This is a genomic window from Nocardia sp. BSTN01, from assembly GCF_015354405.1.
In the GTDB taxonomy this organism is placed as follows: Bacteria; Actinomycetota; Actinomycetes; order Mycobacteriales; family Mycobacteriaceae; genus Nocardia.
Map to the genome: position 1 here is coordinate 1 of NZ_JADKYP010000068.1, position 19,019 is coordinate 19,019.

22 protein-coding genes and 1 pseudogene are annotated in these 19,019 nt (G+C 69.9%); 10 read left to right on the forward strand and 13 right to left on the reverse strand.

All coding sequences use genetic code 11. The annotated features are described in order from the left end of the window. Window positions 1-1,021: glycosyltransferase family 9 protein (locus tag IRT45_RS31905; RefSeq protein ID WP_194809512.1), on the forward strand; the 1,021-nt coding region annotated here is incomplete at its 5' end. 79 nt (window positions 1,022-1,100) lie between these two features. On the opposite strand, the gene IRT45_RS31910 is transcribed toward IRT45_RS31905, so the two are convergent. The 5 genes from IRT45_RS31910 to IRT45_RS31930 all read right to left on the reverse strand — a co-directional run bounded on the left by IRT45_RS31910 (window position 1,101) and on the right by IRT45_RS31930 (window position 5,213). Then, window positions 1,101-2,039 (reverse strand): MspA family porin, encoded by a 939-nt coding sequence (locus IRT45_RS31910; protein WP_194809513.1) that lies wholly within the window; start codon window positions 2,037-2,039, stop codon window positions 1,101-1,103. 123 nt (window positions 2,040-2,162) lie between these two features. Next, window positions 2,163-3,212, reverse strand: a complete 1,050-nt coding sequence (locus IRT45_RS31915) for an ABC transporter ATP-binding protein (RefSeq protein ID WP_194809514.1) — start codon at window positions 3,210-3,212, stop codon at window positions 2,163-2,165. Beyond that, complete coding sequence (gene modB / locus IRT45_RS31920) at window positions 3,209-4,024, reverse strand: molybdate ABC transporter permease subunit (protein WP_194809515.1); 816 nt, start codon at window positions 4,022-4,024, stop codon at window positions 3,209-3,211. Before modB ends, IRT45_RS31915 begins: the two co-directional genes overlap by 4 nt. Further along, window positions 4,021-4,806, reverse strand: coding sequence for a molybdate ABC transporter substrate-binding protein (gene modA, locus IRT45_RS31925; protein WP_194809516.1), 786 nt, complete (start codon window positions 4,804-4,806; stop codon window positions 4,021-4,023). The genes modB and modA overlap by 4 nt, the downstream gene beginning before the upstream one ends. A gap of 5 nt (window positions 4,807-4,811) precedes the next feature. Beyond that, entirely contained in the window at window positions 4,812-5,213 is a 402-nt protein-coding gene (locus tag IRT45_RS31930; protein ID WP_194809517.1) for a molybdopterin-binding protein, read from the reverse strand. 122 nt (window positions 5,214-5,335) lie between these two features. On the opposite strand from IRT45_RS31930, the gene IRT45_RS31935 reads away from it, so the two are divergent. Next, window positions 5,336-5,836 (forward strand): nitroreductase/quinone reductase family protein, encoded by a 501-nt coding sequence (locus IRT45_RS31935; RefSeq protein ID WP_228535680.1) that lies wholly within the window; start codon window positions 5,336-5,338, stop codon window positions 5,834-5,836. Between the two features lie 9 nt (window positions 5,837-5,845). Here the strand turns inward: IRT45_RS31935 and IRT45_RS31940 are convergent, their stop codons facing one another. Next, window positions 5,846-6,277, reverse strand: a complete 432-nt coding sequence (locus IRT45_RS31940) for an SRPBCC family protein (RefSeq protein WP_194809518.1) — start codon at window positions 6,275-6,277, stop codon at window positions 5,846-5,848. A gap of 42 nt (window positions 6,278-6,319) precedes the next feature. Then, the gene (locus IRT45_RS31945; RefSeq protein WP_194809519.1) at window positions 6,320-7,411 is read right to left on the reverse strand and encodes an XdhC/CoxI family protein; all 1,092 of its coding nucleotides are present in this window, start codon (window positions 7,409-7,411) and stop codon (window positions 6,320-6,322) included. A gap of 124 nt (window positions 7,412-7,535) precedes the next feature. Here IRT45_RS31945 and IRT45_RS31950 point away from each other — a divergent pair, with 124 nt between their 5' ends. Genes IRT45_RS31950 through IRT45_RS31965 form a run of 4 tightly spaced genes read left to right on the forward strand, consistent with a single transcriptional unit; the run spans window position 7,536 to window position 11,977 of the window. Continuing rightward, entirely contained in the window at window positions 7,536-9,887 is a 2,352-nt protein-coding gene (locus IRT45_RS31950) for a xanthine dehydrogenase family protein molybdopterin-binding subunit (RefSeq protein ID WP_194809520.1), read from the forward strand. Continuing rightward, window positions 9,884-10,759, forward strand: coding sequence for a xanthine dehydrogenase family protein subunit M (locus tag IRT45_RS31955; protein ID WP_194809521.1), 876 nt, complete (start codon window positions 9,884-9,886; stop codon window positions 10,757-10,759). Before IRT45_RS31950 ends, IRT45_RS31955 begins: the two co-directional genes overlap by 4 nt. After that, the gene (locus IRT45_RS31960) at window positions 10,752-11,288 is read left to right on the forward strand and encodes a (2Fe-2S)-binding protein (RefSeq protein WP_194809522.1); all 537 of its coding nucleotides are present in this window, start codon (window positions 10,752-10,754) and stop codon (window positions 11,286-11,288) included. The genes IRT45_RS31955 and IRT45_RS31960 overlap by 8 nt, the downstream gene beginning before the upstream one ends. A gap of 17 nt (window positions 11,289-11,305) precedes the next feature. Then, a complete protein-coding gene (locus tag IRT45_RS31965; protein ID WP_194809523.1) occupies window positions 11,306-11,977 on the forward strand; it encodes an SRPBCC family protein in 672 nt (223 codons plus the stop codon). 10 nt (window positions 11,978-11,987) lie between these two features. Here the strand turns inward: IRT45_RS31965 and IRT45_RS31970 are convergent, their stop codons facing one another. Then, entirely contained in the window at window positions 11,988-12,539 is a 552-nt protein-coding gene (locus tag IRT45_RS31970) for an NTP transferase domain-containing protein (protein ID WP_194809524.1), read from the reverse strand. Window positions 12,540-12,714: 175 nt separating this feature from the next. On the opposite strand from IRT45_RS31970, the gene IRT45_RS31975 reads away from it, so the two are divergent. The 3 genes from IRT45_RS31975 to IRT45_RS31985 all read left to right on the forward strand — a co-directional run bounded on the left by IRT45_RS31975 (window position 12,715) and on the right by IRT45_RS31985 (window position 14,762). Next, window positions 12,715-13,350 carry a TetR/AcrR family transcriptional regulator gene (locus IRT45_RS31975; protein ID WP_194809525.1) on the forward strand — a complete coding sequence of 212 codons (636 nt, stop codon included), beginning with the start codon at window positions 12,715-12,717 and terminating at the stop codon, window positions 13,348-13,350. Continuing rightward, entirely contained in the window at window positions 13,347-13,775 is a 429-nt protein-coding gene (locus IRT45_RS31980) for a GNAT family N-acetyltransferase (protein WP_194809526.1), read from the forward strand. The genes IRT45_RS31975 and IRT45_RS31980 overlap by 4 nt, the downstream gene beginning before the upstream one ends. Window positions 13,776-13,859: 84 nt before the next feature. After that, a complete protein-coding gene (locus IRT45_RS31985; protein WP_194809527.1) occupies window positions 13,860-14,762 on the forward strand; it encodes an SDR family oxidoreductase in 903 nt (300 codons plus the stop codon). Window positions 14,763-14,792: 30 nt separating this feature from the next. Here the strand turns inward: IRT45_RS31985 and IRT45_RS31990 are convergent, their stop codons facing one another. The 4 genes from IRT45_RS31990 to IRT45_RS32005 form a co-directional block, all read right to left on the reverse strand. After that, complete coding sequence (locus tag IRT45_RS31990; protein ID WP_194809528.1) at window positions 14,793-15,167, reverse strand: DUF2255 family protein; 375 nt, start codon at window positions 15,165-15,167, stop codon at window positions 14,793-14,795. Window positions 15,168-15,241: 74 nt separating this feature from the next. Next, the gene (gene mftE / locus IRT45_RS31995; RefSeq protein WP_194809529.1) at window positions 15,242-15,925 is read right to left on the reverse strand and encodes a mycofactocin biosynthesis peptidyl-dipeptidase MftE; all 684 of its coding nucleotides are present in this window, start codon (window positions 15,923-15,925) and stop codon (window positions 15,242-15,244) included. Continuing rightward, the gene (gene mftF / locus IRT45_RS32000) at window positions 15,912-17,288 is read right to left on the reverse strand and encodes a mycofactocin biosynthesis glycosyltransferase MftF (RefSeq protein WP_194809530.1); all 1,377 of its coding nucleotides are present in this window, start codon (window positions 17,286-17,288) and stop codon (window positions 15,912-15,914) included. Before mftF ends, mftE begins: the two co-directional genes overlap by 14 nt. A 99-nt stretch (window positions 17,289-17,387) precedes the next feature. Next, window positions 17,388-17,597 (reverse strand): molybdopterin-binding protein, encoded by a 210-nt coding sequence (locus tag IRT45_RS32005; protein ID WP_194809531.1) that lies wholly within the window; start codon window positions 17,595-17,597, stop codon window positions 17,388-17,390. Between the two features lie 242 nt (window positions 17,598-17,839). Between IRT45_RS32005 and IRT45_RS32010 the strand changes: the two are divergent. Then, window positions 17,840-18,052, forward strand: a pseudogene (locus IRT45_RS32010) (LysR family transcriptional regulator); the annotation flags it as partial. Window positions 18,053-18,089: 37 nt separating this feature from the next. On the opposite strand, the gene IRT45_RS32015 reads toward IRT45_RS32010, so the two are convergent. Then, window positions 18,090-18,905 carry an acyl-CoA thioesterase domain-containing protein gene (locus IRT45_RS32015; protein WP_194809533.1) on the reverse strand — a complete coding sequence of 272 codons (816 nt, stop codon included), beginning with the start codon at window positions 18,903-18,905 and terminating at the stop codon, window positions 18,090-18,092. Between the last annotated feature and the right edge of the window lie 114 nt (window positions 18,906-19,019).

The window sequence follows — 19,019 nt, forward strand, 5'->3', positions numbered from 1 at the left end:
CGAGGTCCTTCCGACCGCCGGACTGGGCGAACTGCGCTGGGACCGCCCGGCGCCCGAGCTCGCGGTGAATCTGCACGGCAGCGGTCCGCAGAGCATCGCCGATCTGATGAAAGTCGGCACCGGATGCCTGATCACCCACCGTCATCCGGACTTTCCCGGGGTGACCGGCCCGGCCTGGCCCGACGGGGTGCACGAGGTCCAACGGTGGTGCCGGTTGCTCGGCTCGGTCGGCATCCCGGCCGACCCCACCCGGCTCGGGATCCGGCGGCCGAGCCTCGAGGCGCCGGTGGGCCGGGTCGTGGTGCACCCCGGGGGCAGTTCGCGGGCGCGGCGGTGGCCGCCGGACCGGTTCGCCGCCGTCGCCGCGCATCTGCGGCGTCTGGGCTACCGCATCGTCGTCACGGGAAATGCCGAGGAGGCGGCGCTGGCCGCGCAGGTCGCCGACATGGCAGAGCTGCCCCGGAAATCCGTGCAGGCCGGTGCGCTGACGCTGACCGAGCTGGCCGCCGTCGTCGCGAATGCCGCCCTGGTGATCAGTGGGGATACCGGTGTCGGACATCTCGCCAGCGCCTTCGGCACGCCGTCGGTGCTGATCTTCGGCCCCACCCCGCCGGCCTGGTGGGGTCCGCCGCCCGGCCCGGCCCATATCGCCCTGTGGGCGGGCCATATCGGCGATCCGCACGGCACCGAACCGGACCCCGGCCTGTTGCGGATCCAACCCGTCCACGTGATCGTGGCAGCGATTCGGCAACTGCGATGTTTCGGCTCCGATTGCGGTGGTATCGCCCCGTCGTTCCATTCCCGTTCGGACAGTACCGAGAGAGGAGAAACGATGAGCCAGAAGGTGAATCCCATTCAGGTGCAGAAGTATCTCTCCGGCGTGGACTATCCGTGTGACCGCCGCGATATCGTGCGCGCGGCGCGGAGCAACGGCGCCGGCGCGGAGATCGTCGATGCGCTCGAGAGCATGCCCGACCGTATGTTCGACGGTCCGAACGCGGTGAGCGAGGCGATGTCCTGACCTGGATGTCGTGACCTGAATGCACCTGGGCCGTCCGCGCTGCGGGCGGCCCAGGCTGCGTGCTGGAGAAGAGTGCGCGTCAGAAGGTGAATTGATCGCCGTACGCGGTGGTCTGAACCAGGCCGGTGGGCGTCGACACCGTGGCGGAGACGAAGGGGACGGCCGCGACCGGTGACGCGCATTGGGAGACGTTCAACGCGGCGTTGTTGAACGCGATGTGGTACGGGAATGCGGTCGTGTTGTCCAGGGTGGCCGTCGCGGTGGTGGCGGTGGTGACCTGACCGGGACCGATGTTCGCATCCAGATTCTCGGACAGGCCGAGGGAGCCGCCGACGCTGGGACCGAGGTCGAATCCGGGCGGCGACACTCCGGGCAACCCCGCACTGCCGGATGTGGTGGGAAGGCTCGGGGTGGTGATCGTGGGGGTGTCCGTAGTGGGGATGACAGTCGTCGGGGTTGTGACAGTCGTCGTGGGGGTGGTGCTCGTGGTGGGCGCAACACTCGTACGGACAGCCCTGGTGGGGGTGGACGTGGTGCGGGTGGTCGTGGGAGAGGGCCTGGCGCCGCTCGTTGTTGTCGGAGTGGCGCTACCGCTGGTGGCGATGGGGGCGGCGGCGGTTGTCAGAGACGGTGGCGTGAACGTCGGCGAGATACTCAGCTGCAGCCCTTGGTTGGGCGAGATTCCCACGTCGAAACCGCCGGCCACGCTGATCCCGCAGCCGAGCAGGAATCCCGCGACCGCCTGACCCGAGGTGATCGGGTCACCTTCGATGTTGACCGAGAAATTCCCGGACATCTGCGCGGCATGCGAGAACGACATCAGATAGTTCGGTGTCCGGTCACCGGGTGGGTTCACGCCGATGTTGTCCACCGACGCGGTGAGATGGACCCCCGAACCGGTCACGTCCGTGCCGGGTGGCTGGGCGTGACTCGTTTCGCTCCCGCCGGTCCATAAGATCGACGCGACGGCGGTCACCGCGGCGATGCCCGTCGCGGCGGCGATGAGGGGACGTCGCATAGCTGGATCCTGTTCCTCGATGTCACGGCAGCAGATCACGAACAGCTATCGACCGGCAAGCATAATGCTCGAACCTGGACCGACCGGGAAATCGGTGCGCGCCACGCCGCCGACTTCGAGATATCAAGCCGGGTAGACGTGGATCTCGGTGGCTTTGACCGCGGCCCATACCCGCATATCCGGTTGTATGCGCAGGTCGGCCACCGCTGCCGGGGTGATGTCCGCTAGCGCCGGCGGAGCTCCGTCGAGTCGGACGCGGGTGAGGTTGGCGTGGTGTTCCAGGCCGCCGACGGTCACCGGCCAGGAGTTACGCGGGCTGCCAGTGGGTTGCTGTGGATGCAGGCTCACCGCGGTGGGCGGGAAGGCGAGGAAGACCCGGCCGGTGGCCGGCGTGGCGACGGTGAGATGTCCGCCGTTGTCGAGCTCGACTCCGGTACCGTCGGCCGTGCCGCGAAACAGGTTGAGCCCCATCAGATCCGCGACATAATCCGAACGTGGGCGCCGCGCGATCTCGGCGGGTGTGCCCTGCTGGACGATCGTGCCCTGTTCGAGGATGACGAGCCGGTCCGCCAGCACCATCGCATCGAGCGGATCGTGGGTGACCACCACGGTCTGTCCGCGATAGTCACGCAGATGCCGGGCGAGGTCGGCGCGCACCTGCATCCGGGTCCCGGCGTCGAGGGCGGCCAGTGGTTCGTCGAGCAGCAGCAGCTGCGGGTCCGTGGCCAGGGCGCGCGCGAGTGCCACCCGCTGCGCCTGCCCGCCGGACAGGGTCCGCGCGGGGGCGTGCGCGTGTTCGGCGAGGCCGACCCGCTCGAGCCGGTCGGCGGCGCGGGCCCGGGCCGGGGCGCGTCGCATACCGCGCGCCCGCAAGCCGAACGCGACGTTCTCCAGCGCCGAAAGATGCTGGAACAGAAGGTAATCCTGGAATACGACGCCGACCTGTCGCTGCTCCGGCGGGACGAAGACGCCCGGCGGCTCGTCCCAGACCGCATCGGCGACGGTGAGGCGCCCGCCGGTGAGTGGGACGAGTCCGGCCAGCGCGCGCAGCGCCGTGGTCTTCCCGGCGCCGTTGGGGCCCAGCAGCGCCACCACCTCACCGGGTTCGACGGTGAGCGACAGGTCGAGGCGGAAGCGCTCGCGCCGCACCTCGAGTTCGGCCCGCAGTGTCATACCGCTCCTCGAATCCAGCGCTCGCGCAACGACACCAGCACCGCGACCGAGACCAGCAGCAGCACCAGGCTGAGCACGATCGCGGCATCGGGATCGGCTTCCAGCGCGAGATACACCGCGAGCGGCATGGTGGTGGTGCGGCCGGGAAAATTTCCGGCGAAGGTGATGGTCGCGCCGAATTCGCCCAGCGCCCGCGCCCAGCACAGCACCCCGCCGGCGATCACACCCGGCGCGATCGCGGGCAGGGTGACGCGGCGGAAGGTGTACCAGGGGGTCGCGCCGAGGGTGGCGGCGGCTTCCTCGTACCGGGTGTCGGTGCTGCGCAGCGCGCCCTCGACCGAGATGACCAGAAACGGCATGGCGACGAACGCCTCGGCCACCACCACCCCCGGCGTCGTGAACGGCAGCGAGACGCCGAACCAGTCGTAGAGATACTGCCCGAGCAACCCGCGCCGGCCGAACACCAGCAGCAGCGCCACCCCTCCGACCACCGGCGGCAGTACCAGCGGCACCGTCACCAGCGCGCGGATCAGTCCCCGGCCCGGCAGCTGTGCCCGCGCCAGCAGCCAGGCCAGCGGGATGCCCAGCACCAGGCAGATCACGGTCGCGCAGGTGGCGCAGATCAGCGAAAGTCGCAGGGCGGTACCGACTTCCGCACTGAACAGCCGATCGGACAGGCTTGCCCACGGGGTGCGTACCAACAGGCCGATCAGCGGTATCACCAGGAACGCCAGCGCGCAGAGCGCGGGCAGCACCAGCACGACCGGCCGCCGTCCCGATGCCGCCCGCCGCCGCGTTCCCGGCCTGCTCACGGGGTGTCGAATCCCGCGGCGGCGAACACCTTCTTCGCCGGATCGGAGTGGATGTAGTCGACGAAGGCGGCGGCCGCGGCGGCGTTAGGCGCCTTCGCGAGCGGCGCGATCGGATAGGTGTTGATCACCTTCCCCGATTCCGGGAAGTCGATGCCCTGCACCTTGTCGCCGGCCGCCTGCACGTCGGTGCGGTAGACCAGGGCGGCGTCGACCTCGTCCAGTGTCACCTTGGTGAGCACGGCCTTGACGTCCTGCTCGCGGGTATCGGGCCGCGGGGTGATGCCGGAGATCTGGAAGACCTTCTCCGCGGCCGCGCCGCACGGCACCTGCACCGCGCACAACGCGATCCGCGGTTCGGTCCTGCCGAAATCGGCCAGCCCGCTGATCTTGCCCGGATTGCCCTTGGGCACAGCGATTTCCAGCCGATTGCTCACGAAGGTGTCCGGTTTCGCGGTGACCTCACCGGCGTCGACCACCTGCTGCATATTGGCCGGGGCGGCGGAGGCGAAGACATCGGCCGGCGCCCCCTGTTCGATCTGCTCCGCCAGTGCCGAACTGCCGCCGAAGCTGTAGACGACCTTCACGCCGGGGTGGGCGGCCTCGAAGTCGTGTCCGAGTTTCGTGAACGTCTCGGTGAGCGAGGCCGCCGCGAAGACCGTGACCGTGCCCGAGAGTTCGCCCGTCGCGGACGTGGTTGTCGCGTCGTCGGACCCGCATCCGGCCAGGGCGGCGGTGACGGCGACGGCGGCCGCTGCGGCGCCGACGGTTCGCAAGATCTGCATTCTGGTCAACTTTCTGGGATTTCGACCACGACATGGGTCGATTTGACCGAGGCGACGGCGATACTGCCGACCTCGAGACCGAGTTCGTCCACCGATTCCCGGCTGATCAGCGAGACCAGGCGGAACGGTCCGGCCTGCATCTCGACCTGCGCCATCACCGTGTCCTTGACGATGCGGGTGACGATGCCGCGCATCCGGTTGCGGGCCGAGGCGGCGACGGTGACACCGGGTTCGTGCGCCTCGGCGTGCTGCTCACGCAATACCTCGGTCAGGTCCGCGCCGCGCACGCCCTTGCGGCCGCTGTCGAGCCGGATCTCGGGCAACCGCCCCTGATCGATCCAGCGCCGCACGGTGTCGTCGCTGACCCCGAGCAGCGCCGCCGCCTCGCTGATCCGCAGATTCGTCATAATCGACAGCATATTGCCGTGGATGCGGTTCGCAAGCCCGCCGCGGTTGCGGGCCGGTTACCCGATTCTCACCGGGGCGGGAGGGGGTTCGTGCGGATCGGTTCCTGGCGGGAACGCGAGCGATGATGCATGCTCGGCGGTATGTCCTGCTCGCCGGAATCGTCTCCGCCACGACGCGATTCGCCAACCGTCGCGGCGTCTATGCCGGTCGGCGGGCGACGAAAGTCCATGTGGCGCTGTATCGACGGTCGGGTGGGCGGATCGGCGGGCGCATACCGGGCCGTCGGCACGCGCGCATACTGCTGCTCGACCACGTGGGTGCGAAATCCGGCATCCTGCGAACCTCGCCGCTGATGTATGTCGACGCGGGGGCCGCGGTGGCGGTCGCGGCGTCGAAGGCGGGGCAGCCGCGCCATCCCGCCTGGTATCACAACCTCCTCGCCCATCCCGACACCACGATCCGGATCGGAACCGAGGTGCGCCCGGTGCGAGCGCGGGTCGCGGCCGCGGCCGAATATCCGGACCTCTGGCGCGAATTCGTCACGATGACACCGGATTACGAGTTCTATCGGCGTCAGGCGGGTCCTCGCACGATCCCGCTGGTCGTCCTCGAACCGCGCTGACGGGTGTGCTCAGCAGTACAGGTCGACGAACCGGCCGAGTGAGCGTTCGATATCGCCCCGCAGCGCTCGTGCCACCGTCGCCCCGATCGGGCCGAACAGCGGTCGCCCGCCCAGGTCGATGTCGACGGTGACCGCCGAACCCGCGGCGTTCGGCGCGACCAGCAGTGCCAATCCCAGTGTGGTGCCGCCTTTGCCGGCGCCGCTCAGCACGAGCCGGCGCGGCGGTTCGGCCGTGCGCACGGTCCAGCGCACGCGGTTGCGCAGACCCTTCACCGAGGCGATGCCCACCAGTTCGGTACCGGGGGTGAGCTCATCGGGCACCCGGCCGCGCCACGCCTCGTGCATGATCAGCCACTGATCGAGTTCGCCCAGATTCGCCCCATGTGACCAGGCTCGATCGGGAGGGATCGGAACCTCCACCGATACCGTCAGTTTCGCCACGCGTGGATGGTAACCGCCGGTGCTTCGCACACCTGCCGGTGGCTAGGAGGCGAGTCCGGGATCGGCGTGGATCGGCCGGTCGGTCGCCGAGAGCGGTTGTGCGGAACCGCCGCGGCGCACCGCCACGATCTCGGCGCCGATCGACACCGCGGTCTCCTCCGGCGTGCGGCCGCCGAGTTCCAGGCCGATCGGTGAATGCAGTCGGCGCAACTGTCGATCGGTGATCCCGTTGTCGCGCAGGTGTTCGCGTCGCTCTCGATCCGAGCGTCGCGACCCCATCGCACCCACATACGCCACCGGCAGCCGCAACGCCGTCGCGAGAACGGGTACATCGAATTTCGGATCGTGGGTCAGCACGCAGATCACCGTGCGCGAATCCACCTGCGTCCCGGCCAGATAGCGGTCGGGCCGCGCACGCACCACCTCGTCGGCCTCGGGCAGGCGCGCCCGGTCGGCGAAGACCGGACGCGGTTCGCAGACGGTGACCCGATAGCCGAGCAGCCGCCCGACCCGGCACAGCGCGGTGGTGAAATCGGTGGCGCCGAAGACGATCATGCGCGGCGGCGGGGCGAAGGACGCCACGAACATCGTGCGTTCGCGATCCGCGCAACCGATGGTGCGGACCGCGCTGGTAGCGGTCTCGAGCATGGCGCGAGCGTGTGCGATCACCGCCGGATCCGCGGGCTCACCCACCGTGCGATCCGCTCGCACCGCCACCATCGTGCCGGATTCCAGATCCCGCACCAGCGCCACCGGCCGGTCCGGATCCAGCGCCGCGTCGATCGTGTCGTACTCGGCCGCGGTGACCCGGTGGATGAACACGTCGAGTTCACCACCGCAGGTGAGCCCGACGGCGAAGGCGTCGCCGGCGCTGTAGCCGAAGGTGTGGCGGACCGGCTCCCCGGATTCGAGTACTCGCAGGCATTCCTCGTAGACCGCGCCCTCCACGCAGCCGCCGGAGAGGCTGCCTCGCACCTGCCCCGACGCCGAGACCGCCATGGTGGTGCCGACTGCCCGCGGCGCACTGCCGCGCACCCCGATCACGGTGGCCAGGGCGTAGGTCGTCGCGGCGGCATGCCAGTGCCGCAGATGCTCGCCGAGTTCGCGCACGCCGACCTCCGATGAGAATTGCATTCTCCATATACTGTAGCGGCGTACTCACTTTGGGCATATATTGTTAACCGACCGCGAGGTGCCGGTCCTTGTCCGACGGCGAACAAGAGGGGATCAGTTCGATGACCGCGATGCGAGCCGCCCGATGACCTCGACGACAACCACCGCGAGCGCCTCCGTCGTCGGCGCCCGCGTCCCGCGCATCGAGGACGCCCGCCTGGTCACCGGCGCCGGCACCTTCGTCGACGACGTGACCCGCCCGGGCGCGGTGCACGCCTGCTTCGTGCGCAGCCCCCTGCCCCGCGCGACCATCGGCACGATCGACGTCTCGGCGGCACTGGAACTCGACGGGGTGCTCGCCGTGTACACCGCCGCGGACCTCAACCCCGGTGCGCACGAGATCTCCTACGACCTGGACATGGTCGGCATGCCGCCGGTGCCGCGTCCGCCGCTGGCCGAGGAGGAGGTCCGATTCGTCGGCGATCCGGTCGCGCTGGTGATCGCCGCGGACCGCTATATCGCCGAGGACGCCGCCGAACTGGTCGTCATCGACTACGAGCCGCTGGATCCGGTGGTCGACTACACCACCGCCGAACAGTCGCCGAATCTGGTGCACGCCGGATTCGCCGGCAATTCGGCCGGGGCGATGGGCGGGCGCCCGGCGGCCGATCTGGCACCGCTGTTCGACTCGGCCGCGCATGTGGTGCGTCAGCAGATCTTTCAGCAGGCCTATCTGCCGGTGCCGATGGAAACCCGCGGCATCCTCGCCGAATGGACGGCCTCGACGGCGGAGATGACGATCTGGATCGCCACCCAGTCGCCGCACGAGGTGCGGGCGTTCTGCGCCCGCCTGCTCGGCATCGACGAACACCAGGTCCGGGTGATCGCGCGCGACACCGGCGGCGGTTTCGGGCTCAAACAGCTCCCGCTGCGCGAGGAGACCTGCGTCATGCTCGCCTCCCGCGCGCTCGGCACCCCGGTGAAATGGATCGAGGACCGCCAGGAGAATCTGATGGCCTCGGGCCTGGCCCGGCACGAGAACGCCGATGTGGCAATGGCATTCGGCGCCGACGGCAGGATCGTCGCGGCGTCGATCGATCACGTGCAGAACGTCGGCGCCTATCCGACGCCCTCGCCGATCACCGGTGGTGTGGTCGTCGGCATCCTGTTCCCCGGCCCCTACCGCATCACCGACGCCTCGTTCAGTGCGAAGTTCCTCTACTCCAACACCGTCGGGCGCGTCGCCTATCGGGGGCCGTGGCAGTTCGAATCGGTGGCACGCGAGGTGCTGCTCGATCACGCGGCCCGGCGGATCGGCATCGACCCGATCGAGCTGCGCCGCCGGAACATGCTGCGCCGCGGCGAATTACCGTGGGCCAATCCCAACGGCATGTCCTACGACAACATCTCGCCGCTGGAGACGCTCGAGCAGGCGGTCGAGAAACTGGACTACGACGCCTTCCGCGCCGAACAGCGCGCCGCCCGCGCACAGGGCCGGTACCTCGGCGTCGGCACCTGCACATATGTGGAACCGACCACCGGCGCGAGCCCGTTCCTCAGCACCGAGGGCGCCACCATCCGCATCGAACCCAGCGGGAAGGTCAACGTCTACGTGGCGGGCGGTTCGGCCGGAAACAGCCTGGAGACCACGGTCGTTCAGCTGGCGGCCGACGCGCTCGGGGTCACGCTGTCGGATGTGCGGACCATTCAGGGTGATACCGCGGTGACGCCGTTCGGCGGCGGCACCGGGGGCAGCCGTTCCGGATCGATGACCGCGGGGGCGATCGGACAGACCGCGGCCGTGCTGCGCGAACGGATCGTCGCGATCGCCGCCCACCGGCTGAACGTCGCGCCGGAGGACATCGATATCGCCGACAGCCGCGCGAGCGTGCGCAGCGCTCCCGACAAGGGGCTCACGCTGGCCGAGATCGCCGATATCGCCTACTTCCAGGCCGACAGTCTGCCGCCCGGAGTCCCACCCGGACTCGAGGCCAGCGGCCGGCACAAGACCTCGCAGATGGCGATCTGGGCCAACGCCACCCACATCTGCACCTGTGAGGTCGATATCGAGACCGGGGCGGTAACGCTGCTGCGCTATATCGTCAGCGAGGACGTCGGGCCGATGATCAATCCCAATGTGGTGGAGGGCCAGATCTACGGCGGCACCGTGCAGGGGATCGGCGGCGCGCTCTACGAACATCTCGCCTACGACGAGAGCGGCAATCCGGTCGCGACGACCTTCCTGGACTATCTGCTGCCGACCGCCATGGAGGTGCCGGAAATCGAGGTCGGTCACGTCGAGACGCCGAGTCCGGGGCCGGGCAGTTTCAAGGGCGTCGGCGAGGGCGGGGCGATCGGCGCGGCGCCGGCCGTGCTCAACGCCGTCGCGGATGCGTTGTCGCCGTTCGGAATCGAGCTCCGGGAGCTGCCGCTCTCACCCGCCCGGATCGTGGACATGGTGGAGCGGGCACGCGCCGCCGGGAAGGAGTCGGCGTGAAACCGGCCGCCTTCGACTATCACGCCCCCGGCTCGGCCGAGGGGGCGGTGACACTGCTCGCCGAACTCGGTGACGAGGCCAAGATCATCGCCGGCGGCCAGAGCCTGGTGCCGATGCTGGCCTTGCGGCTGGCGGTCTTCGACCACCTCGTCGACCTGCGGCGAGCCGACGACCTGCGCGGCCTCGAGGCCGGTGCGTCGAGTGTGCGGATCGGCGCCGGGACCACCCACGCGGCGGTCGGCGCCTCCGCGCAGATCCGCCGGGCGGTTCCGCTGCTGCATCGGGCGACACCGCTGATCGGGCACTTCCAGATCCGCAACCGCGGCACCATCGGCGGCTCGATCGCCCACGCCGACGCCGCGGCCGAATATCCGGTGGTGGCGCTGACTCTGGACGCCGAGATCGAGGCGTTGTCGCCCCGCGGGCGGCGCACCGTCGCGGCCGCGGACTTCTTCACCGGTATGTGGACGACCGCGCTGGAACCCGACGAACTGGTCACCGCGATCACCTTCCCGGTCCGGTCCGGGCGCAGCGGCTACGCGATCGAGGAATTCACCAGGCGCAGCGGCGATTTCGCGATGGCGGGGGCGGCGATCGCGGTCCGGCTGGACGGGGATTCCCGCATCGACCGCTGCGCGATCGGCCTGTTCGGCCTCGCGCCGACCCCGGTGCGGGCGCACGAGGCCGAGGCCGAGCTGCTGGGCCGGCCCGCCGATGCGGTGGCGGCCGAGGAGGTCGGCGCCGCGGCGACCGCGAATCTGACGGCGATCTCGTCGGATGTGCACGGTTCGGCCGAATACCGCCGCCGGCTCGGTGCGGCGATGGTGGCGCGGGCGTGGCGCCGCGCGATAGAGGAGGCGAGCAATGACTGAGGTCGATATCGAGGTGCGGGTCAACGACTTTCGCCGCCGCGACGCCGTCCCGGCCCGGCTGACGCTGGCCGATTATCTGCGCGACCGCTGCGGGCTCACCGGCACCCACCTCGGCTGTGAACACGGCGTGTGCGGCGCGTGCACGGTCCTGCTCGACGGCGCCGCGGTGCGCTCCTGCCTGATCTTCGCGGTCCAAGCCGACGGCGCCGAGATCACGACCGTCGAGGGCATCGCGGAACCCGACGGGACGCTGTCGGCGGTGCAGGAGGCCTTCCGCGCCGAACACGGATTGCAGTGCGGTTTCTGCACGCCCGGCTTCATCGTCTCCGCGACGGCTTTCCTGCGCGAGAATCCCGATCCCACCGATATCGAGATCCGCGAGGCGATCTCGGGAAATCTGTGTCGCTGCACCGGATATCAGGGCATCGTGCGCGCGGTCCGCGCCGCCGCCGATGCGCGCGATCCCGGTGCCGAATCGTCCGCCGGCGACGAGGCCGATATCGCCGCACCCGCCGCGCGGCGGGCCTGATCCGACCGAGGACCTTGATGAAACTCGACAACACGTTCACCATTCCCGTTCCGGCCGCGCAGGCCTGGCCGGTGCTGCTCGACCTCGAACGCATCGCGCCGTGTGTGCCCGGCGCGACCATCACCTCGCGCGAGGGCGACGATTTCCACGGCAAGATCAAGGTCAAACTCGGTCCGGTGGGGTTGAGCTACAACGGGATCATCAAGGTCGTCTCGCAGGACGAACAAGCCGGGGTCGCGGTGCTCGAGGGACGTGGCCGTGAGGCGCGCGGCAACGGCACGGCGACGGCGACCATCACCTGCCGCTTGGTCGAGAACAACGGCAGCACAGACGTTTTCGTCGATACCGATCTGGCGATCACCGGCAAGCCGGCACAATTCGGCCGGGGTGCGCTGGCCGATGTCGCCGGCACCCTGATCGGACAGTTCGCCACCAACCTCGCCGACGAGATCACCGCCTCGGCGCAGCCGGCGGAACCGCTGCGCGCCGTGACGGAGGTGGCGGACACGGGCGCGACTACCGCCACAGCTCCACGGCAGCGCACCACCGCCTCGCGCACCCCGGCCGAGCCACTGGATCTGCTCGCCGCCGCCGGGTCGGCACACATGGTGCGCTACAGCGGATTCGCGGCGGCGCTGATGCTCGTGGTGCTGGTGGCCGTCATCCGGCGGCGAGCGCGGCGGGGCTGAACGGGCCGCGTCAGCGTTCGAGGTCGGCGGGTTCGTCGATATCGCGGCCGGTGGCCAGATCACCGCATTCCACGGTGGGCGCGGAAACGCTCCGCAGATAGGCGGCGGCGCCGCGATCACCGGACAGGGTCGGCAGCAGATCGGCCCAGTGCCGGCGTGCGATCACCACGGGATGGCCGGGACGTCCGGCGAAACTCGCCCGCGCGATACCGGACGGGTCGGCCTTCGCGCCCTCGATCACCCGGGCGACCACATCGGCGCCGACATCCGGCGTATCCACCACATGCAAGGCGACGTACGCGGCGTCGAGACGCTGCGCCGCACCGATTCCCGTGCGCACCGACGCACTCATTCCCCGGGCCCAGTCCGGTGCCACCACGGTGGTGGTCGCGGGGATCGGTGGCACCCGGGCGGCGCCGAGCACCACCACGACCTCCGCGCATCCGCCGTCGCGCAGGGCGTCCACCGCGGTGGTCAGCCAGTTTCCGACCGTGGCCTTGGGGCGGCCGAATCGCCGTCCCGCCCCGGCGGCGAGGACGACTCCGACTACTCGGTCCGGCATGGTCGGCCTCTCGATGGGGAAATGCGCTGTGGCGCCAATGTAATAGCGGAAATGCCGGTCCTTTGTGGACTCGGCCAATTCGTCGTGGCGAGCCGCCGAACAGGGTGGATATCGTCCGCAGCCATCTTAGGATGAGCAACCGACCAACAGGCGCGAGATCAGGTAGGAGTGCGTGATGCCGTCCAAGGCGGTCGGTCAGCGTCGACGCCCGACGCAGGAGCGTGCGAAGGAAACCCGCCAGCACATCCTGGACACCGCGGCGCGGTTGTTCGGTGACCGCGGGATCGAGAACACCTCGACCAACCGGATCGCCGCCGAGGCCGGGCTGAGCATAGGCACCGTCTACCGCTACTTCTCCGACCGCACGGTCATCGTCGAGGAATTGCTCGAACGACTGCTGGAGAGCATCGAACGGCGCTTCACCGAACGGCTCGATCGCGCGGAGCGGTCGGTGGAGGATATGACCGCCGACATCCTCGCCGCCATCTGCGACGAACTGGTCGACAACGCGAAACTCGTTCGCGCCCTGGCCGCCGGGGTGCAGTTCTACAACAGCGGCATCCCCGAATTTGAACCGCGCCTGCGCCTGCTGGTCAAGGTGCTGCTGATCCAGATTCTCGGCCCCAGCGACGACCACGAACTCGACGTCATGGCCTTCGTTCTGGTGAACACCGGTTTCTCTGCGGTCCTGCGCGCCTCCGCCCTCGAGGTCGACCCCGAGGAACGCCGCGAAGCCATCGTCATGACCGCCCGCATGATCGGCGCTTGGAGCACCGCGGAAATCGAACGCCGCGCGAAGGATTCGGCTTGACGACGCGTCGAACCGGTCGCGATCTCGCGGCGGATATCCGGGTGCGTTCGCTGTTGTCGGCGGCCGTGGGTGGCGGCGCGGCCCGCCTCGACGCGGTGATGCGCCGCTATTGCGAGGATCCGGCGACCGCTCTGCTGGCGGTGTTCCGCGGATCCGAACCCATCGGCGTGGCCGGGTACGAACGACGGGCGGACCGGATCGTGCTGCTTCATATCGCGACATCGGTGCGCGGGCGAGGGGGCGGGCGCCGGTTGGTGGCGCGCATCCGCGCGGACGATCCAGCGCTGCCGATCGTCGCCGAAACGGACCGTACGGCGCTCGGCTTCTACGTGGCGCTGGGATTCGGCGTGACGTCGCTGGGCCAGAAGTACCCGGGTGTCGAACGGTTTCGGGTGCGGCTGGATTCAGGTGATGACAGCGGCTGACATAGAGGTGTAGCATGATGGCAGTCGCTGACATCGGCGGCCGCCGCGAACGACGCGGCGTATTCCTCGCGGGAAGGTCTTTCCATGCGCGTATTCATCACCGGGGCGTCGGGACATGTGGGGTCCGCGGTCGTTCCCGAACTGCTGTCGGCGGGGCACGAGGTGGTCGGGCTGGCCCGATCGGATGCCTCGGCCGCGGCGTTGGAGGCCGCCGGAGCGCAGGTGCATCGCGGAAATCTCGACGATCCGGACGCGCTGGCCGAGGTGGCGGCCGCAGCCGACGGCGTCATCCACCTGGCGTTCAAGCACGAGAACATGATCGCCGGGGACTTCCTCGGCGCGGCCGACGCCGATCTGCGGGTGGTCCGGGCGTTCGGCGAGGCCCTGGCCGGGTCCGGTAAGCCGCTGGTCAGCACATCCGGAACGGGTCTGCTCGCGGCCCTGGGGCGAACCGGCACGGAGGCCGACTCGCTACCGGGCGGTCCGCGCATCGACTCCGAGAACGAGGTGATCGGATTCGCCGAGCGCGGCATCCGATCCAGTGTGGTCCGGCTGCCACCCACCGTGCACAGCACCCTCGACCACCACGGTTTCGTGCCCACCCTGATCGCCATCGCGCGCGAGAAGGGCGTCTCCGGCTATGTCGGCGAGGGCGTCAACCGCTGGCCGGCGGGCCACACCCTCGATGCGGCGAATCTGTACCGGCTGGCTCTGGAATCCGCTCCCGCCGGCACCCGCCTGCACGCTGTCGGCGACGAAGGCATCCCCCTGCGCCGCATCGCCGAGGTGATCGGCCGCCACCTGGACGTCCCGGTCGGGAGCATCCCCGCCGAGGACGCGCCCGGCCACTTCGGCTTCCTCGCCCCGATGGTCCAGCTCGACAACCCCACCACGGCCGAGGCGACGACCGCTCTGCTCGGGTGGAAACCCTTGCACCCCAACCTCATCGAGGACCTGGAGCAGGGTCACTACTTCACCGGGCGGTGACCCGCGGCGGCGGCGGACGCGCAGCACCCTTCATCCGACCGGATCCATGCGCAGGGTGGTGTTCTCGGCGGCGGGGGCCAGCATCGGCTCGAGGGCACTGGGCTGGTCGCGGTACTTCGATTCGTAGGCCGTGCGGACGCGGTCGTTGATGTAGGACTCCGTCACCGGGTGCAGGGTCACGTCGGTTTCCACGCCGTGGGCGCGGACTCGTGCGCCCCGGGTGTGCATGGCGTGGCGGTACCAGCCACCGGATTGTCCGTACGCGGAGCGGATATAGAGATCGTTGTCGACGCGCACGACCCAGATGGTGGTCCAGTCCCGGAGTGCACCGCTCTCGTAGTAGCTGGTGATCTCCAGTTCCTCGGACGATCCGATCCGATCCAGCTGAGCGGCGGTCCAGGCCATGTCGTTACCTCCATTGATCGCGATGCGGTGGGTTCGCCCAGGCTAGGCCGATTCCCTGCCGCGATGGGGATACCTCAGCGCGGTTCGGGGAAACTTTCGGCGACCGCGGCGATCAGTGCGTTCGTCCAGCGTTCGAGTATCCGCGCGCCCTCGGCGGCATCGGCGGTGGTCGGATCACCGAGTATCCCGTTGCCGCTCACCGCTTTCACACCACCGGAGCGCAGGTGCGGCATCAGCTCGCGCAGCGGCCGGGTGGTGCCGGGTTCGGCGCGGTGCATCGCGACCCGCGCGGGGGCCAGATGGAGCATGACCGAGGTTTCCGTGTGTCCGGCGTGGGTGTCGTCGGCGGGGCCGGTCGGCGACCACACCAGCGTCGATCGGCCTTCCGTGGTGAGGAGGCGCTGTGCGGCCCGCAGCGGCTCGAGATTTCCGCCGTGCCCGTTCACCAGGACCACGCCCGCGAATTCGTCCGCCGACCGCACCAATTCGACGATCAGCAGCTCCAGCGCGTGATGCCCGATCGACAGTGTTCCCGGAAATCCGGCGTGTTCACCGCTGGATCCGTACGGAATCGCCGGCGCCGCAACGATATCCGAACGTGTGGCGGCCAAGCGGCGGCACAGTTCCACCGCCACGGCGGTATCGGTGCCCAGCGGCAGATGCGGTCCGTGTTGTTCGGTGGCGCCGAGCGGAATCGCCAGCAGCGGCGCGTGATCGGCCGCGGCGAGGTCGGCCGAGGTCAGATCAGCGAGGCGCATCACTGTCTCCGTCGGTTCGATACAGCAGCGGCACCACCGGCTCCGTGGTCCGTGCCCGCAGGCATCCCGCCCACACTCCCAGTCCGTAGGCGAGATCGTCGGCGATGCGCAACAGTCCGGCCCGCGGATCCCGCCCGGCCCGCACCGCGCGGACCACCACCGGTAGGTAGGCCGCGAGCAGCAACGTGCGTCCCCGGCGACCGAACAGCGCTGCCGGCCACCAGATTCGGCGCAGCGCATCGGCGAGCTGACCGACGGCGGCCAGTTCGGCCTCGCCGACCACCGTCGCGGCCATCGACGCCGGCAGACCGGCAGCGCGCAGCCGCCGCAGCTGCCGTACCGGTTCGGCGGCCGTCGCGATGCCGAGCCACGGGCGGCCCAGCGCTACCGTTGCCCAGCGCAACGCGGTGGTGTGGGGCAGGCGCGCACAATGCAGGTGCCCCGGATGCCGCCGCGCCAGCACGGCGGCCGAGGTGCCGTAGTCGTAGCGCTGCCGCAACCACGCCCGCAGCGTGGTACGCGGCTCGTGCCGGACCACCGAATCGGGTTGATAGCGAACCAGTTTCCCGTCGCCCACGAGCCGCCAGATCAGATCGACGTCCTCGCCGTAGCGCAGGCTTTCGTCGAATCCGCCGGCTCGATCCACGGCCGATCGGCGCACGACCAGCGCCGCGGTCGGGACGTAGGAGATACGCCCACCCGGCCGCACCACCGCTGGTTCGCCGCCCATATCCAGGCTCGACCGGTGGGCCTCGTAGGCGCCGAGCACGCCGCGCTCGAAGGTCCGCACCCGCGGGGCCACGGCCGCCACCGCCGGATCGTCGAACAGCGGTAGGAGCGGGTCGAGCCAGCCCGGATCGGGAACGATATCGGAATCGAGAAAGGCGATCAGCTCGGTGCGCACCGACCGGTATCCGCTGTTGCGTGCCGCCGCCGGGCCGCGTGCGGACGCGTGCCGGAGGATCGTCACGGTCGGCGGTGTTGCCCCGTCCTCGGCGATATGGCCGGTGACCGGCACGGCGGACCCGTCGTCGACCACGATGCGGGAGCCCACGTCGCCGGTCGCGGCGAGGAGTCGGATGAGCCCGGTGGGGTTGTCCTTGACCGGGACGACGACCGTGACATCGGCGATGGTGTGACGGCCCCGGTCGATCGCCGGATGTGCGACGCCCGCCGCGAGCATTCGCTGCGCAAGCGCCTGCGCGCCCGGGTCGCTGCCCACCGGTTCGCCCGCGAACCATGCCCGCACCCGGCGGGCACCGGTGGGGGAGAGGCGCAGCATCCGCAGCGGACTGCCGCCGAGCAGTACTCGTCCGTCGGGTGAGGACCGCAGTCGCGCGTCCGGACGCAGTGTGACGGTCACAACGGCACATCCTCCATCGGCACGACCCGGCCGGGACGGCCGCGTCCGGAACGAACCAGACCAGGCTACGTGTGCGGCCGGAGGGCGTCGCCGCTGGATCTATTCGATTCCGAGGGTGACCTCGGTCGACTTGATCAGCACCTTGACCGCCGATCCCTCGCCGAGGCGGAGATCGTCCACGGCATCGCGGGTGATGGACGAGGTGATCTCGTCCCCACCGGTGAGGCGGACCCGAACGACTGCCATGGCCTCACCGCGAGTAACGGAGACGACCGTGCCGTCGAGTTGATTCCGGGTGCTCAGGCGCATGCGCCGACCCTACGCCCGGGACTCGCTCCGGCGACGGAGGGCGGAGTCGGCGCGTTCAGCCGATCTCTGTCGGTGCGGGCGCGATCGACACCAACTGTTCGATGCCGGAGGCGAATTCGGTGCCGATCGGCGGCAGCAGGACCACATGATCCGCCCCGGCGTCCAACTGGGCACGGATCGTGGCGGCGATGGATTCCGCGCGGCCGTGGGCGACGAGTGCGTCCACGACCCGGTCACCGAGTCAACTCGAGATCATCGCCGCCGGCGAGGCCATCGCCATCGCCGCCGGCTTCCGAATCCACACCCTCCGCCCCGACCTCACCGCCGTCCCCCTCACCGACGTCGACCCGGCTCACGTAGTCCTGGCCACCCGCGCCGACGACCACACCCGCCTGGTGGCCGCCTTCCGCAAGACCGCGCAAGCCGTCCTCACGGGACCCAACCCGGAGAGCTGATCACGCCGGGAGCCCGCCGCGCCGGAAATGTTCGCTCTCAGTCGCGTCCGCGGTCGATGCGGACGGCGCGGCGGGCGTTGGCGATGGCGGAGACGGTGGTGGTGCCGAGGACGCCGTCGCGGTCGAACATCACCGCGGTGCCGACGGCGAGGCCGTGGTATTCGACGCGTTCGGTCAGCGCGAGGCCGACCTCCAATCCGGCCGGCAGGCGCGTAATCGCCATCGTCACATCGGGATTGATGTATTCCAGGCCCGCGCTGCCGAGGTTGGACACCATATTGGTGACGTCGGCGACCGAGGCCGCGAACTGGAACGGGGTCGGCTCCTCGCCTTCGATCACCGGAATGGCGAAGTGCCAGACGCGTTTCCGGGGGCTGTCGCGGAAGGCGTCGGTCCACTCGCCCCAGCCCTCGGATTCGGTGTGGTACAGCCGTTCCGGGTCCAGTGTGGGCCGCCGGCCCGCGGCGGGGGCGGTGGGTGTGGTGCCGCCGGACCACACCTGCCCGGGTGGGGCCTCGCTCGGTCGCAGGAACAGTGCGCTCGCGCGAGCCGCCGGTTGGCCGTCCTGGGTCAGCACCGCATCGACCAGGCAGAGGCGGGGGCCTTCGCGGACGATCGTCGCGGAGGTCACCGAGGGGCGCATCCGCACCGCGCGGAACAGATCGAGCGTCCATCGGACCGGCTGCAGCTCCGGACGGCCCAGGGTCTCGACCGTCCGCTCGGCCTCCCGCGCCAGCGCGGCGCTGACGGCCGGCCCGCGCATCTGATCCGCACCCCAGCCGCTGCCCGCGCGGGGTTCGGGATGCAGCTCCTCGGTGTCCTCGTGCTTGACGCGGAAGAACGCACTGTTCATGTGGCCGAACTCCTTCCTCACCGGCCGACGACGGCCGGGCAACCCCGATCATCGACCGCCGGGAGCCGGCGACCACGTCCGGGGTCGGCGAAGGTGGCGGGGACCGAGGAGATC